Source organism: Candidatus Zixiibacteriota bacterium, from assembly GCA_040752595.1.
GTDB lineage: Bacteria > Zixibacteria > MSB-5A5 > WJJR01 > WJJR01 > JACQFV01.
The window spans coordinates 275,044-290,073 of the sequence record JBFMGX010000004.1 but is presented as its reverse complement, the minus strand read 5'-3'; the positions used below and the strand labels follow the sequence as shown (position 1 = coordinate 290,073).

Here is a 15,030-nt window from a genome sequence, read left to right as displayed (position 1 = left end):
CAGGGCGGGAATGATGGACAAGGACAACCACAGAGAACGGCTTGAATCGGTGCGACACGTCATGGGAATTCTGGCGGGGGTCACGGTCCTGCTGGCGTTCGCCGCCACGTCGATGGCCGCCGTCACGACCGTCCGCATCGCCTCCGGCCTCAATCGGCCGGTCTATCTGTGCGCCCCGCCCGGCGACTACCATCGCCTCTTTGTGGTCGAGCAGGATGGGATGATCCGCATCATCAAGGACGGGGCCTTGCTTTCGGGGGCCTTTCTCGACGTGAGCGCGATCTCATCGTGCTGTGGCGAACGTGGGCTTCTGGGTCTGGCATTCCACCCCCAGTACGCCCAGAACGGCTATTTCTATGTCAACTACACGAACAACAGCGGCAGCACGGTGATCGCCCGGTACAGCGTCTCCGCCGATCCCGATTCGGCCGACCCGGCCGGCGCCCTGATCCTCAAGACAATCGCCCAGCCGGAGTCGAATCACAACGGCGGGTGTTTGCAGTTCGGTCCCGATGGCAAACTCTATGTCGGGATGGGCGATGGCGGCGGCGCCAATGACCAGCACGGGACGATCGGCAACGGCCAGAACCCGGGGACTCTGCTGGGGAAGCTGCTCCGGCTCGATGTCGACATCGCCGCACCGTATGTTCCGGTCGACAACCCCTACGTCGGGGTGGTGGACACGCTGCCGGAGATCTGGGCGTTCGGCCTGCGCAACCCATGGCGATTCGGTTTCGATCGCCTGAACGGCAATCTCTACATCGCCGACGTCGGCCAGTCGGCCCGCGAGGAGGTCGACTTCCAGCCCGCCGCGAGTGCCGGGGGCGAGAACTACGGTTGGCGCTGCATGGAGGGGACCATATGCACGGGAATGACCGGATGCACGTGCAATGCCCCGCGCCTGACCCTGCCGATCCATGAATACACGCACAGCGACGGGTGTTCGATCACGGGCGGATACGTGTATCGCGGCTGCGCCATCGCGGAACTGGCGGGAACCTATGTCTTTGCCGACTACTGCGCCGGGACGATCTGGAGCTTCCAGTACGACGGCGTGACGAAGTCCAACTTCCAGGATCGCACCGCCGAGCTGGACCCGCCCGGGACTCCGGCCATCAGCCAGGTGACCTCATTCGGCGAAGATGCCTACGGCGAGCTGTACATCCTGGACTACTTCGACGGCGAGGCCTACAAAATCGTACCGGCCGCGTTCGCCGACTGCGACTCGAACCACATCGCCGATTCCTGCCAGATCAACCGTGGCGTGTCCGCCGACACGAATTCCAACGGTGTTCCGGACGGTTGCGAGTCGGCATGCCTCTGTCCCTGTCACGGCGACCCGCTGTGTGACGGGGTACCGAACGTCAGTGATGTCGTCCTCGTCGTGAGTGCCGCGTTTCGCGGCGCCGCTCCGATCACGGACCCCGGGTGTCCGCACGTGGATCGCTGCGACATCAACTGCGATTGCGTGACCACCGTGCAAGACGTCGTGGGGATGGTCAACCGCGCTTTCCGCGGCGACGCGACGCCCTTCTGCGATCCCTGCGCCCTCCCCTGCCCGTGACAGAACGGGCGACGGAAGGGATCGAGAATGCCGCCATCGGTTCAAGATGACGGCCCGTATTCCGAAATAGAGAATATGGTTACGATGCGGCCCGGATCGTGCCCATCGTCACAAGCTCAGGGCACAGGTTTCCGCGTCGCGGAAGGCGCGCAGAAATATCCCACGATCTTCCGAACCCGCATGAGGCGTCCGGCGTAACAGGAATCGTCAACGGGGAGGTGGCGCGAGATGGCGATGACGGCGCACGATTTCGACACGATCCGTGGCTTGGTCAAGCAGGCGTCCGGGCTCGTCATCGGACCGGAGCACCGGGAGATCGTGGAGGCGCGCCTTTCGTCCCTGGCCGAGCGACGGGGTATCACCTCCGTCGCCGGACTGATTTCGGCGCTGCGCGACAACGATGACGATCCCTTAAGACCGCGGGCGGTCCGTGCCATCGCATCCGTCTCGCCCGTGCTCGGATTTGATTCGCCGTCGTGCTCGCTTCTGGTCGGCATTCTCTTCCCCGACCTGCTCGAACGACGACGTGAGCGCGCCGCGCTTCGCATCTGGTGCGCCGACTGCGGGTGCGGACAAAACCCGCATGGCATCGCCGTTCTCATGCGCGAGCACTTCCCGTTCACGGCCGCGTGGAAGATCACCATCCTTGCCACCGACCGGTCGGCGGCGCACTTGGAACGGATGCGCAGTGGTTCCTTCAGCCGGGCCGACATCGACCATGTGCCGCCCGAGTTGCTGGCCCGCCATTTCCGTCCTATGGGCATGGAGTGGCAGATCGACGGCGACTTGGGCCGACAGGTCGAGTTTCGGACGCTCGGTCTGGGCGATGGGCCGCTGCCGGAGGGCCGCTTCGACCTGGTGATCTTGGGCGATTCCCTTCCCTACTACGATAGAGCAAGACAGCAAGAAATCGTGTCCCGCCTGCGCGCACTCTTGGAGCCCGACGGCTACCTGCTCCTCGGGAGTGAAGCCAAACCGGCGGATCTTGGAACTTGGGGCGGATGGGATTCGTGCCACGCGCCGGGGTGCTATCGCCCCGCGACCATGGATGCTCCGGTCCTCCGGACAGAGACCGGATTCTGACTGTGAATGCCAAGGAGGAGGCGTACTGATGCGAATCCACTTCGAACAACGCGAATTCACCCGGATCCCATTCCGCCGCACGGCCGAGATTGTGACCGACGCCACCGGCGTGGTGGCGGAGGCGACACGAGACATCAGCGCCAAGGGTCTTTTTGTCGAGGGGACCTCAGTTCTGCCCCCGGGGTCACCCTGCCGTGTCCGGCTCTCACTTTTGGGAGTCCCGGACACGGCGACGATCGAAACGGAAGGGCGGATCGTACGCGCCGAGCCGGACGGGGCGGCCGTTGAATTTACGGGCATGGACCTGGACAGCTTCCATCACCTGCGCAATCTGGTGCTGTACAATGCGCCCAACCCGGTCCAAATCGAAAACGAATTCGAGAACCACCTCGGACTCCGGCGCGCGTAGTACGACCGCGGGTCAAGTCCGGCCCATGCCATTCCGGCATGGCCCATGACCTCACGCACCTGCACGACACCGTGCCATATGCGCCCGACGGTCAGAGGGCTGTCGGCGACCGTACGGCCAATTCCCACGCGTAGATTTCTCAGACTCGCTTCGGCCGGGGAACGGCGACTGGCGACAACGGTCAGATGCCCTGCCTCAATGCCGCGACCGGCGCATCGACTTCGCGCGGACTGATGCCGCATGGTTGCGGCAGCCGCGCCGGAGGCAGTGTGACTTCAGCGGCCAGGGAACCAGTGGTACAGCATGAAGTAGATCAGCACGCCCGTGACGGAGACGTAGAGCCACAACGGCAGTGTCACTCGCGCCAGAGGTCTATGGCGGGTGTAATCACCCCGCCACGCCCGTCGCAGCGTGATGATGACGAGGGGAACGATCACGACGGCCAGAACGGTGTGCGTCCAAAGCACGGCAAAGTAGAATGGACGCGACCACCCCGTGCCCGCAAAGCGTGTCACTCCCGTCTGGCTATGGTAGGTCAGATAGGAGATCAGGAATAGCAGCGAACACCCCAGAGCCGCCAGCATGAACGCGCGGTGCCGGGTCCGCTGCCCGTTGCGAATGCAGAGATACCCGAGGAGAAGCAATGCGGCGGATGCCCCATTGAGGACCGCGTTGAGACTGGGGAGCAGCGTCATCTTCATGGGCCCGTCGACGGCGTGCGCGGAAGGCGATCCCAGGCCATGACCAGCAAGAGAACCGGCAGGTAGATGAGCGAGACCCGGAACAACCGTCGCGCCCGGACCGTCACGTCACGCGTCGGTTGCCACAGGGCGGCGACGATGTAAACGACGCCCATGGCCACCGCGGCAGTCAGATACACGGATCCAGTCAGTCCCACCGCTCGCGGCAGCACCGATGCCAACGTCAACAAGACCACAAGCCAGGGCATGGCGCCAGCGATGCCTCGGCCGCCATCGGACGACAGACGCGCGATCGCGAATCCCGCCCGGGCATAGTCATCGCGATAGAGCCAGGCGATGGCCAGAAAATGCGGCAACTGCCACACGTACAGAATCGCAAACAGAGCGGCGGCTCCGAGGTCCAACGGTCCTCCGGCCGCCGTCCACCCCATCACCGGCGGGAGAGCGCCGGTGATCGCTCCCACTAGGGGACACAAGGGAGATGTGCGTTTCAGCGGCGTGTAAGCGAGGAGATAAAGACCGACGGAGACCACCGCCAGGCCCAGGGTCAACAGGCCCAGTGCCACCCCGGTGTATGCCAATCCGAGAGCCGTCAATCCGATTCCAAACCAGAAGGCCTGTGCGGGCCGCATCACGCCCATCGGCAAGGGGCGTGTCGCCGTCCGCAGCATACGGGCATCGAACTCACGCTCCCTATGCTGGTTCAGCGCTCCACCCCCAGCGGCGACCAACGCCACGCTCACAAGCACGTGGAGCAGGCCGATGAGCGGAATCGCCGTTGTCGCCCCCATGACGTAGCCAACGGCGGTGGTCACGAGCACGAGCGAAATCAGGCGCGGCTTGGTGAGGGCAAGGTAGTGTCGCCAGGCGGAGCCACTCTGGCGACCCGCCATCCGACTGCCATCGTCAACGGTTCTCAGCCGTTGGACGGATTCCATGTTCACTCCCACGATCGTAGTCGCTCCATACACTCACCCCGGAAGCCGCGAGGCGAACGTGGACGCTCGCAAGCAGAGGATGTTAGATCAACAGCAGGGCCGGGGAAAGGAGATTCTTCAATGGCTCGACGCAACGAAGCGGTTCGGGAATCGACGTCGCGCGCAGGCTGCAACGACCAATCTCGCACACCTTTTGGGCCTCATCGAGGCAAGACCCCGCCTCGTCGCCTTGACCGTGTCCTTGCCGTGTGCCAGTTGTCGCTCGGTGCCGCGTAATATTCCATCCGACAACACGATAGGACACTCGCTGGGCGCCGCGTCCGTCCTCAACAAGCCGGGATGTCTGCCGATAGAAGATGATAGTCGGTTGGTTTGACGGGCCCGACTGAGTGTTCCGCACCCCACATCATGCCGGCATGCCGCGTTGCTGGGGCGTTGTGACGAAGGGAACCGCCGTCGTGCGGGTCCTGTGCCGATAAATCAACAACCTATCCAACGAGGTTCCATGGACACGCACGAGAGCACTTTGCGACGCGGCTGGATCGTGGCCTGTTGTGTATTGCTGATCATTGCCGGGACGCTGCTGAGTGCCCTGTCGGTACCCGGCAACATCTGGGAAATCGCCTACGCGGCCGCCGTCATCCTGGCCGTAGTCGCGCCCTCCCGGCGCCTTGCCTGGTATGTCGCGCTCCTGGCCAGCATCAGCGGCGTCTTGACGTTCGTTCTGATCCCTCGCGCCACGTACACATCCTGGTACCTGACGGAGGAACTGGTCGAACGGGTGGTGATGCTCTGTGTCATCTGGGCCGTCGCGATTCTGGGGACGCAGCGGCGACAGACCGAGTCACGGTTGCGCGACAGCGAGGCGTACCGCCGCGGCACTGTGGACGCCGCGGCCGTGGGGATCGTCACAATCGAAGAAGACGGCAACGTCCGCACCTTCAATCCCGCGGCCGAGCGGATCTTCGGGTACAACACCGCCGAAGTCATCGGGCGTCATGCCAGGATGTTCGTCCCCGACGGCGATCACGGGCGCCTGGAGGCAGATCTCAAGGATCTGCTGGGCAACGCGAACTCACCGCTGTTCGGGAAGACACGGGAAGTCACCTGCCGGCGCAAGGATGGGTCGGAATTCCCGTTGGAGTTGACACTCAGTGTCGTGCCCCTCAAGTCCAAGCGGCTGATCACGGCCGTGGTGCGCGATATCACGGAGTCCAAGCGCAATGAAGCGACCCTGCGCGAGAGTCAGCGCGCCCTGTCGGCCCTCATGGGGAATCTCCCGGGAATGGCCTATCGGTGCCGCAACGATGAACACTGGACGATGCAGCTTGTCAGCGCCGGGTGCTTCGAGTTGACCGGTTACAAACCATGGGACCTCGTCGGCAACCGCAAGATCGCCTATGCCAAACTCATCCATCCGGAGGACCGTGCCGGGATCTGGGAGCAGGTGCAGGCCGCCCTGCAGAAGCACGTCCGCTTCCAGTTCACGTACCGCATCATCACCGCACAGGGGACCGAGAAATGGGTCTGGGAGCAGGGGCAGGGCATATTCTCCCCCGAGGGGGAACTGCTGGGCCTCGAAGGCTTCATCATGGACACGACCGACCGGGTGCGCGCCGAGCAGGCCGTACGTGAGAGCGAGGAGCGCTTCCGCAGCATCGCCGACGCGGTCCCGGCCATGATCTGGGTCTGCGGCACCGACAAGATGTGCAGTTACGTCAGCAAGTCGTGGACCGATTTCACTGGGCGCGCATTCGAACAAGAAGTGGGAATCGGGTGGACCGAATCCCTGCATCCGGATGATCATGAACAGGCGCTCAAGACCTATGCCGATGCCTTCGACCACTGGCGGCCCTTTGAGATGGAGTACCGGGTTCGTCGGGCTGATGGCGAGTATCGTTTGATACGTGACAGCGGCGTGCCGCGGTTCGGTCCGGATGGTCAGTTCATCGGGTACATCGGCATGTGCACCGATGTCACCGAACGCCAGCAGGCCCGTCGGGCCCTGGAGGAACGGGAGAGCATCCTCCGGGCGATTCTCGAATCGACGGCCGACGGTATCCTCGTGGTCGACTCCGTCGGCAAGGTGACCCACGCCAATGAGCGGTTTGCGCGGATGTGGCGGATCCCCCGGGCACTGATGGAGGCCGGGGATGATGCCAAGCTCCTGGAATTTGTTCTGGATCAACTCGTCTCTCCGGAGGCCTTTCTCGCCAAGGTACAGCGTCTCTACAAGTCCCGCGAAGAGGACACTGACACGCTGGCGTTCAAAGACGGACGGGAGTTCGAGCGCTTCTCGTGTCCTCTGATCCATGAAGGGAATCTCGCCGGACGGGTCTGGAGCTTCCGCGACATCACCGGACGCCATCGGGTCGAGGAGGAGTTGCGGAAACTCTCGCGCGCCGTCGAGCAGAGTCCTGTCTCTGTCGTGATCACGGATCTAGAGGGATCGATTGAGTATGTCAATCCCAAGTTCGAGGCGCTCACCGGGTACACGGCCGATGAGGCCCGTGGCCGCAATCCGCGCATCCTCAAGTCCGGAGAAACCCCTGCGGACACGTACCGGCAGATGTGGGAAACGATCAAGTCTGGACAGGTCTGGCGGGGAGAGTTCCACAACAAGAAGAAGAACGGGGAGCTCTACTGGGAATCGGCGTCAATTTCACCGATCACCGACCCGAGCGGGCAAATCACGCATTACGTGGCCGTCAAGGAGGACATCACCGCCCAGAAGCAGGCCGAGCAGGCATTGCACCTGACGCAGTTCGGCGTAGACTGTGCCTCGGACGCGATCTTCTGGATTCAGCCCGATGGCAGATTCTGCAACGTCAATCAGGCCGCCTGCCACAAGCTGGGATACACGCGCGAGGAGTTGCTCTCGATGTCCGTCTGGGACATTGATTCTGATCTTCCCCGCGAGGATTGGTTGAAATGCTGGGACGGCGTTCGCCGCAGCGGATCGCGGGCGATCGAGACCCGGCACCGCGCGAAGAACGGGCACGAATTTCCGGTGGAGATCCTCGCCAACTACCTCGAGTTCGGAGGGAGGGAATACGACTGCGCCTTCGCCCGCGACATCACGGAGCGCAAACGTGTCGAGCAGGTCCTGCAAGACATCGCCCGCGGCGTTTCGGCGCAGAGCGGGGCGGCGTTCTTCGATTCGCTCGTCGATCATCTGGCCCGTGTCGTGGCAGCCGACTATGCCTTCATCGGTGAATTGGAAGCGGGGCCGGTGGAGCGGATCCGGACGGTGGCCGTTCACGCCAAAGGCGGGAAGGGGGACAACTTCGCCTATGAACTGGCCGGAACGCCTTGTGAACGCATCGTCAATCAGCGTGAGCGGGCATTCTCCACCGGTATCCAGCAGTTGTTCCCGCAGGACCATCTCCTCATCGAGCTCGGCGTCGACGCCTATGCTGCCATCCCGTTGTTCGCCTCTGATGGCCGTCCGCTGGGGTTGATGGGCGTCCTCTACCGCCATCCGTTGGCCAACCCCGAGCCGGTACAGGCGATGCTGCGCATCTTCGCGGCCCGCGCCGGCGCCGAGCTGGAACGACAGCAGGCGGAGATCCGGCTCAGCGAAAGCGAGAGTCGCTACCGGCGCTTGTTCGAAGAGTCGCCGCTCTGTTTGGTCGAAGAAAACCTGTCTGCCGTCAAGGTGTTCATCGATGACCTTCGCGCCCGGGGTGTCACGGACATGCGGGCTCATTTTGAGCGGCACCCGGACGCGCTGACCACGTGCATCAGCGGTATGAGAATCACCGCCGCCAACCAGGCCGCGCTGCGCGCGTTTGACGTCAAGGATGCCCAGGAGATTATTGCAAGGCGTTCGTCATACCATACCCAACAGTCACTCGAGGTCATGCGGGAGTTCTTCCTCTCCACGGTAGAGGGGAGCATGACGCAAGAATCCGACTTCCATGTTGTCGGCGTCGACGGCGTCGAGAAGGTGCTTCACTGTCGCAGCCGCGTTGCGCCTGGATCTGAAGACTCGTGGGATCAGGTTCTCTTCACCTTGGTGGACATCAGCGAACAGTTGCGCACGCAGGAAGAGTTGGCGCATGCCCGACGCCTGGAGACGGCCGGACGCATTGCCGGCCAGATCGCACACGATCTTAACAACATCCTGGGGCCGCTGGTGGCCTATCCCGATCTGATCCGTGACGCGCTGCCGTCCGATCATCAAATGCAGACGCTGATCGACGACATGGAGAGTGCCGCCCTGCAGATCGCCGAGATCAACCAGGATCTGCTCACGCTCGGCCGCCGCGGTCAGTACAAGATCGGATCGCTCGACCTGAATGCCCTCGTCAAGAAGGCCGTTGACCATCTCGACATCCCTGCCGGCGTGATGCTTGAAACGCACTTCACTGGAACCATCAGCCCGATCCGTGGCGGCGAGACCGAGATCGTCCGGGTCCTCAGCAACCTGCTCACGAACGCGCTGGAAGCGATGAACGGGCACGGCCGATTGACCATCCGGACCGGGCACGCCCGTCTGGAGAAGCCACCGCGATTGTACCGCACCGTGGTCGCCGGCGACTACGTGAAGTTGGAGATCGCCGACACCGGGCGCGGGATTCCCTCTGAGATTCGCGACCGCGTCTTCGAGCCGTTCTTTTCGACCAAGACCGGACACGAAAAACGGGGCAGCGGCCTCGGGCTGAGCGTTGTTCACGCCATCCTGGAGGACCACGACGCCTATATCGACTTAGACAGCATCGAGAACGTCGGCACGTCGGTCCGTGTCTATTTCCCCGTCGCCGACCCCGCGATCACAAACGGCGTTTCGACAGACACGGAGTCTGCGCCGGAGGAACACACCGCCGTCGCCGGCGGCCTGCCACGGTGACGCCGCCACCGGTACGCCCTCCCCTTCGCGTCAGACGTCGATGTCCTTGGAGACAGAGCAAAAAGACAGCCCAGGCCAATTGGCCGGGGCTGTCTGCAATCATCTCATCAGCCGACGTGATCGCGCTCAGTGCGCAGTCGCCATCCGGGGCGGACAAGGGGGACGCACCACGCACGGATCGCAGAACGGCGCCCCGTAACGGAACACGCGTTCGATGGCCGTCACGACATCGGCAACATCGGCCTGACAGTCACAATTCACATCGTTCACCGACACCGGGCAGGTCGAGTACCCGACATCAAGATAACCCCGGAACACGACATAGATGATCTGCACGACATCGCGGATATCGGTGATCCCATCGCAGAAGGGGATCGGATCGCCCTGGCAGGGGCAGTCGCACACTTCGGTCTCCACGTCCAGGTGGACAGGTACCTCGATTTGAACCGGCGCGAGCTTCAAATCGGTGGACTGGGTAATCGTGATCTTGGCGTCGTACGACCCGGCGACCAAGCCGGTCGTGTCGATCGATACCACGATGCCTTTCGGCGTCGTGCCGGCCGTCGGATCGATCAGCAACCAGGATTCCGTCGTCGTCGCCGTCCACGACAACTCACCGCATCCGGGATCGGTAACGACCGTAGTGTCCGGGGGCGGCTCATTGACACCGACGGCGAAATGGAAGGCCAGGGAATCCGGATTCGCCTGGAAGCGATCCGGGTTCGGCTGCACTGTGATGACCACAACTTCACTATCCGCCAACTCACCATCGGACACGATGAATGTGACGTTGTGCGCCCCGGAGTCAAGGCAGGCCGTCAACCAGAAGAACTGCCCATTGCCCGAGCCGTCTTGCGACAGCGTCGCCGTCGGCGGAGCATTCACCATGCTCAACGTCAGCGCGGCGTTGTCGACGTCGGTCCCCTTCACCGAGAAGATCAGCGAATAACCGGACTGGACGCTCATCGGTCCGATCGGCGTTAACACCGGGGGATCGTTCACCGGCGTCACCGCAAAAGTCGCCGGATCGGAGCCGGTGAGGTTGTCGGGGTCGCGGGCGGTGAACGTGATCGTCTCCGCCCCGCTCCACTCAGGACCCGGTGTCGAGATCGTGGCGATACGGGCCGGACTGATGCTGACATTCAATTGGCTCTGCCCGGTTGCGGTCCAGGTGAGTTGATCGTCGGCGTGGTCAAAGTCGCTCACGTAGTCATCGAGGGGGATGGTGACAAACGACTGCCCCTCGGCGATGGTCTGATCGGGGATGTCACTGACCACCGGCGGGGCGGTGGCATCCCCGACCTTGATCAGTCCCCGAATGAAGTCCGGGGTCACCAGGTTGGTGTTGACGTCAACAAAGGACAGGTTGTTGGCCGGCAGCACGCAACAGGTATCAATCTCAAACCATCCCGGCGTCGACGTGACGTGGAACAGGAAATTGAACGAGGCGCCTGCCGCGTACACCGTCGAATCACCCTCTTGCGGCCAGTCGCGATGGACACCGGCCACGCTGTCACTTCCGGCGGGTAGATACCATAGGTTCGGTGGAGCACTTGTGCTCACACCCGTCCACATGGCGCCGTCGGGACTCACGAAATCGACAGAACCACCGGTGTTGTAGGTGCTGGAAACCGGACCGCTACACTCGGGAGTGGTCGGCGTCGGGTATGTCTGCTTGGTGGACGATCCTGTCAGCGGACTCGATCCGACCCGGTTGGTCGCCGGGACATTGAATCGGAACAGCGTTCTGGTAAATGTGCCCGGTGTCACCGAGCGGAACTCGAGGGGCAGAACGAATGCCACGACATCAAAGTCATTGGTGACGAAGACGCCCACCCTCACCGAGTCAGTTCCGGGGGCGACATCCTTGGATTCGACCTCGACGAGATTGATGGCCGACGCAGAAATGGGGACGGAAAACACCAGCAGCCCCATCATGAGGAACCTCAAGGCCCTGTTCATCTGATCACCCTCCTGTGATCGTTCACGTGCCGCCGACAAAATCCTTCGCGATGAATCGCAGTATACTCGCGCGGAGAAGTAAACGGGCTTGTCTGCTCGGCGCTCCTTGGCGCTGAGGACAACCCGGATATTAAGAATACAAACTCCCCCCTATCTTGTCAAGGACGTAAACTCCTTACTGTTCAAACAGTTGAGTAGACCGAATCGGGACCTGTCCCTGCGACATCACGTTCAACTTCAACTGTCTTCTCCAAGGACCTGTCTCGGAAGGCGTTCTATGTGCTCCCCAGAGCTGTGGCGGCGGGAGTCCATATGAAGGTCGCCGTGCCGCAGCGTTGGCGGTGCGGAGGAGATGTCATGCCATCGCTGTCGCCTCCGGGGCACGGCCTGTCATGGCGGCGCTGTTAGCCATACATTGCATGTCGTGGCACTTCCATCGTCCCGAACCGGAGCGTTTGCCGTCGTCGCCGGCTCACTTCTCTTTGCGCTGGCCTATTCACAGTCACCGCTGTTCAGCAGCAATCAGAACACCTATTTCCTGCACGGTCTCGCTGGCGCCGGCGTCGGGCATCTGAGCGATGACCTCATCGCCCGTTCACCCGATCCGTTCCCAGTCTTCTCGTGGCTGGTCGAGGTGAGTCATCGGCACTGGAGTGACTGGCTCTTCCACTTCTATTACCTGGTCATCCTGGGAACGTATGCGGCGACGCTCCTGTCCATCATCGACTGGCTGCGACCGATTCGCACGGATGAGGAGCGTCTGTATGTGTTCTTCGCCGCGTTCGTCGTAGTCCACGCGCTCCCGTTTCAGCATCCCCTCTGGTGGATGCAGGCCGGGATGGCGGGCCAGTATGTCCTCGGCCCGGTGTTCCAACCCAGCGTCTTCGGCGTGTTGCTCGTCGTATCCATCGAGCGGTTTCTGCGTCACCGGCCGTACGCGGCCGTTCTGACGGCGGCCGCGTCCGCCGCCATTCATCCCAGTTACACGGTCTGTGCCGCCCTGCTGATCGCGGCGTACGCCACCCACATCGCGATGCGCGAGAAGAAGCCGGCTCGCGCCGTCTCGATCACAGGCATCGGCGGCGCGTTGCTGGCAGCGGTTGTCCTCGTGACTTGGGCCACCTTTGCACCGACGTCTGTCGAAACCACGCGTCAGGCGCAGGCCATCCTGGTCCACAACCGTCTTCCCCACCACGCCGTGATTGGGGAATGGTTCGGCGCCACCGAGGTACTACAACTGCTGCTGCTGGGCACGGCAATGTACCGGGTGCGATCCACGCCGCTTTTCACCACCCTTGCGGTCCCCGCCGTCGGCGCGTTGTTGTTGACCTTCCTCCAACTCGTAACCGGCAGCGATGCCCTTGCACTGATCTTCCCCTGGCGCGTCTCCGTCATCTTGGTGCCGATATCCAGCGCCGTCGTGCTGGATGCCGCCATCCGCCACCTGCTGGCCCGGCGCGGCCCACTCCCCATGCCGTGGCGTCGAAAGATGAAGGCGGCGGCGGTCGCCATCATCGCCGTACTGGCGATCGTTGGCGTCGTGAGCTTTCTGATCCGTGGCGCTCGTTACCAGAACGATCGTCAGGGATTGATCGCCTTTGTGCGCGACTCACTGGCGCCCGGCCAGCTCTATCTGGTCCCGACCCGGTGGGAGGGCTTTCGCCTGCAGACCGGTGCACCGCTCTTCGTCGATTACAAGACCCATCCATATCGGGACGTCGACGTGATCGAGTGGTATGGTCGCCTGCGGTTGGCCGAAGCATTCTACAGCGCTCCCGACAGTACCGTGCTGAGGCAGCTAAGGGCAGCGGGCGTCACACACGTCATTCTCCCCGACGAATCGGCGGACACCCCCACCGGCTTCGGCCCGGCCGTGTATCGAGGGAACGGATTCGGGGTGTACCGGTTGCGAGACTCCCCACTGACACATTGACTAGCAGGTTGCTGAGAAACCCAAGAAATGCGGACCTGTCCGACCATTGTCATCCCGAGCGGAGCGAGGGATCTGCTGTTTCTACCTATGAAACCGACAGCAGATTCTTCGCCCCGCCCAACAGCGGCGGGGCTCAGAATGACATGGATTGACCTTTTCAAGCAGCCTGTTAGAATCGGTTTCCCAACCTCCGCAGTTGTGCGGTCGGGTGCCACCACGCGGCTCAACCTGGAAACCTGGTGATGAAACCGGTTGTAGTAATTCCGAGTTAATCGGTACGGAGCCGGAGTCCGGATGGGATTTGGGTCGAGAGTCCGGCGCACACTCACCGAGTACTTGCAGACTGCCACGGCGAATGCCGGATGAACACCCAGAGGGTGACCGCCGCTCCCAGTACCGTGACGACGGTGATCACGTCCGGACTGATGTTGACATAGAGAATAGCGCGAATCAGACGGGGAAGGAACGGCTCAGGACTCGGAGTACTCCGACGTGCGGTGTCCAGTGCCCACTCCCAGTCAGTCAGAGGGCATACGCCTCGGTTCCACAGCGGTACGGAGGCAGTGGCCAACAATCCTGCCAGGTGCGCGATTCGGAAGCGCTTCCACCTCCACAACGAGGGCCAGCGATATCCGGCCATAGCCAGAACGACGCCACCGATCATCCACAGCGCCCAGGCCAGGTGGATGATCAGCACGACAGTGAGGCCGATTCCGGGCATTGGCAACGCCGCAATCAACTAAGTTCCATCCTTCTTCTCAGACTCGATCAGCCAGTGCCTTGCCGGATAAAGAGTTATTACAGCAATCAGGACGATCCAAGTTGAATTAATCTTTCAAAATCCCATTGACGGATCTGGATCGCATGGTATATTGGCATTAGTTGGGACTGGGTTACTAAGGTGTTGGTCACCAAGTCCTGACGGTGTGTCTGTTCAACGTAATACGTAACCTCGACGGCATTCGACTCCCAAGTGGCCGGGCAATGCTTGGCACGATTGCCGTGCATTCAGAGTCCGGCGGTTCCGGAAAACGAGTGCTGTCGAACAGAGTCACCAGGGGAGGTCCGGTCATATCTACCACCAACGCATCCGCAGAATGATGCGGTCCGATTGTCAGGAGTCAGTCTACGGCCAAGTGGCAACTGTATCCAGCAGAGTTGAGAGCCGTGAGCCGTCAGCGGTAGCGTTGTTTCATGTCTGACAATGAGTTGAGGCCTGTCCTTTATCGGTTTCGCCTGCTTCAGGCGCGGGTGTGTTCCTTGGCGATTACGCCGATAAGACTATATGTATATCGCCGTACGGAGCACGCAAACTCGTTTTGCCCCCGGGTGAATCGAGTGGCTCATGTGGGCCGAGGTGCGGCTGGGAATGAAAGGGTACAAGGCACGACCTTGACCCATGATCGCTTTGTGCCTTGGGACGCGATGACATCCTCGTGAAGGGAACCGAAGTCGGGAGAGCCGCGATTTCAGGATGCCATGAAGACGCGAATCTGCCACATGAAAAAAGAGCTTTCGCGTTCCGGTAAGTTGCGCATATAGGACAAAATCGATGCGGTTTTCCCGCTTTACCGACGGTCTCCGCATC

General features: G+C 62.1%; 9 protein-coding genes. 5 read left to right on the top strand and 4 right to left on the bottom strand.

The annotated features are described in order from the left end of the window. The first annotated feature begins 10 nt into the window (after positions 1–10). The 3 genes from AB1792_01455 to AB1792_01445 all read left to right on the top strand — a co-directional run bounded on the left by AB1792_01455 (position 11) and on the right by AB1792_01445 (position 3,056). Positions 11–1,564 carry a PQQ-dependent sugar dehydrogenase gene (locus AB1792_01455; protein MEW5700884.1) on the top strand — a complete coding sequence of 518 codons (1,554 nt, stop codon included), beginning with the start codon at positions 11–13 and terminating at the stop codon, positions 1,562–1,564. A gap of 228 nt (positions 1,565–1,792) precedes the next feature. Continuing rightward, positions 1,793–2,647 (top strand): CheR family methyltransferase, encoded by an 855-nt coding sequence (locus tag AB1792_01450; GenBank protein ID MEW5700883.1) that lies wholly within the window; start codon positions 1,793–1,795, stop codon positions 2,645–2,647. Between the two features lie 28 nt (positions 2,648–2,675). Continuing rightward, positions 2,676–3,056 carry a PilZ domain-containing protein gene (locus AB1792_01445; protein MEW5700882.1) on the top strand — a complete coding sequence of 127 codons (381 nt, stop codon included), beginning with the start codon at positions 2,676–2,678 and terminating at the stop codon, positions 3,054–3,056. 275 nt (positions 3,057–3,331) lie between these two features. On the opposite strand, the gene AB1792_01440 is transcribed toward AB1792_01445, so the two are convergent. Next, positions 3,332–3,757: a DUF420 domain-containing protein gene (locus tag AB1792_01440; GenBank protein ID MEW5700881.1), complete on the bottom strand. Its 426-nt coding sequence runs from the start codon at positions 3,755–3,757 to the stop codon at positions 3,332–3,334. Continuing rightward, positions 3,754–4,695 (bottom strand): heme o synthase, encoded by a 942-nt coding sequence (gene cyoE / locus AB1792_01435; GenBank protein ID MEW5700880.1) that lies wholly within the window; start codon positions 4,693–4,695, stop codon positions 3,754–3,756. Before cyoE ends, AB1792_01440 begins: the two co-directional genes overlap by 4 nt. A gap of 505 nt (positions 4,696–5,200) precedes the next feature. Here cyoE and AB1792_01430 point away from each other — a divergent pair. Beyond that, the gene (locus AB1792_01430) at positions 5,201–9,547 is read left to right on the top strand and encodes a PAS domain S-box protein (GenBank protein MEW5700879.1); all 4,347 of its coding nucleotides are present in this window, start codon (positions 5,201–5,203) and stop codon (positions 9,545–9,547) included. A 126-nt stretch (positions 9,548–9,673) separates the two neighbouring features. Here the strand turns inward: AB1792_01430 and AB1792_01425 are convergent, their stop codons facing one another. Continuing rightward, positions 9,674–11,509: an Ig-like domain-containing protein gene (locus AB1792_01425; GenBank protein MEW5700878.1), complete on the bottom strand. Its 1,836-nt coding sequence runs from the start codon at positions 11,507–11,509 to the stop codon at positions 9,674–9,676. A 424-nt stretch (positions 11,510–11,933) separates the two neighbouring features. Between AB1792_01425 and AB1792_01420 the strand changes: the two genes are divergently transcribed. Continuing rightward, positions 11,934–13,442: a DUF6798 domain-containing protein gene (locus AB1792_01420; protein MEW5700877.1), complete on the top strand. Its 1,509-nt coding sequence runs from the start codon at positions 11,934–11,936 to the stop codon at positions 13,440–13,442. A 325-nt stretch (positions 13,443–13,767) separates the two neighbouring features. Here the strand turns inward: AB1792_01420 and AB1792_01415 are convergent, their stop codons facing one another. After that, positions 13,768–14,163 carry a DUF2784 family protein gene (locus tag AB1792_01415; GenBank protein MEW5700876.1) on the bottom strand — a complete coding sequence of 132 codons (396 nt, stop codon included), beginning with the start codon at positions 14,161–14,163 and terminating at the stop codon, positions 13,768–13,770. Between the last annotated feature and the right edge of the window lie 867 nt (positions 14,164–15,030).

What these genes read in the sequence shown, in the direction of transcription:
- AB1792_01455 (MEW5700884.1), top strand. Translation starts at nt 11, where the DNA reads ATGATGGACAAGGACAACCACAGAGAACGGCTTGAATCGGTGCGACAC.
- AB1792_01450 (MEW5700883.1), top strand. Translation starts at nt 1,793, where the DNA reads ATGGCGATGACGGCGCACGATTTCGACACGATCCGTGGCTTGGTCAAG.
- AB1792_01445 (MEW5700882.1), top strand. Translation starts at nt 2,676, where the DNA reads ATGCGAATCCACTTCGAACAACGCGAATTCACCCGGATCCCATTCCGC.
- AB1792_01440 (MEW5700881.1), bottom strand. Translation starts at nt 3,757, where the DNA reads ATGAAGATGACGCTGCTCCCCAGTCTCAACGCGGTCCTCAATGGGGCA.
- cyoE (MEW5700880.1), bottom strand. Translation starts at nt 4,695, where the DNA reads ATGGAATCCGTCCAACGGCTGAGAACCGTTGACGATGGCAGTCGGATG.
- AB1792_01430 (MEW5700879.1), top strand. Translation starts at nt 5,201, where the DNA reads ATGGACACGCACGAGAGCACTTTGCGACGCGGCTGGATCGTGGCCTGT.
- AB1792_01425 (MEW5700878.1), bottom strand. Translation starts at nt 11,509, where the DNA reads ATGAACAGGGCCTTGAGGTTCCTCATGATGGGGCTGCTGGTGTTTTCC.
- AB1792_01415 (MEW5700876.1), bottom strand. Translation starts at nt 14,163, where the DNA reads ATGCCCGGAATCGGCCTCACTGTCGTGCTGATCATCCACCTGGCCTGG.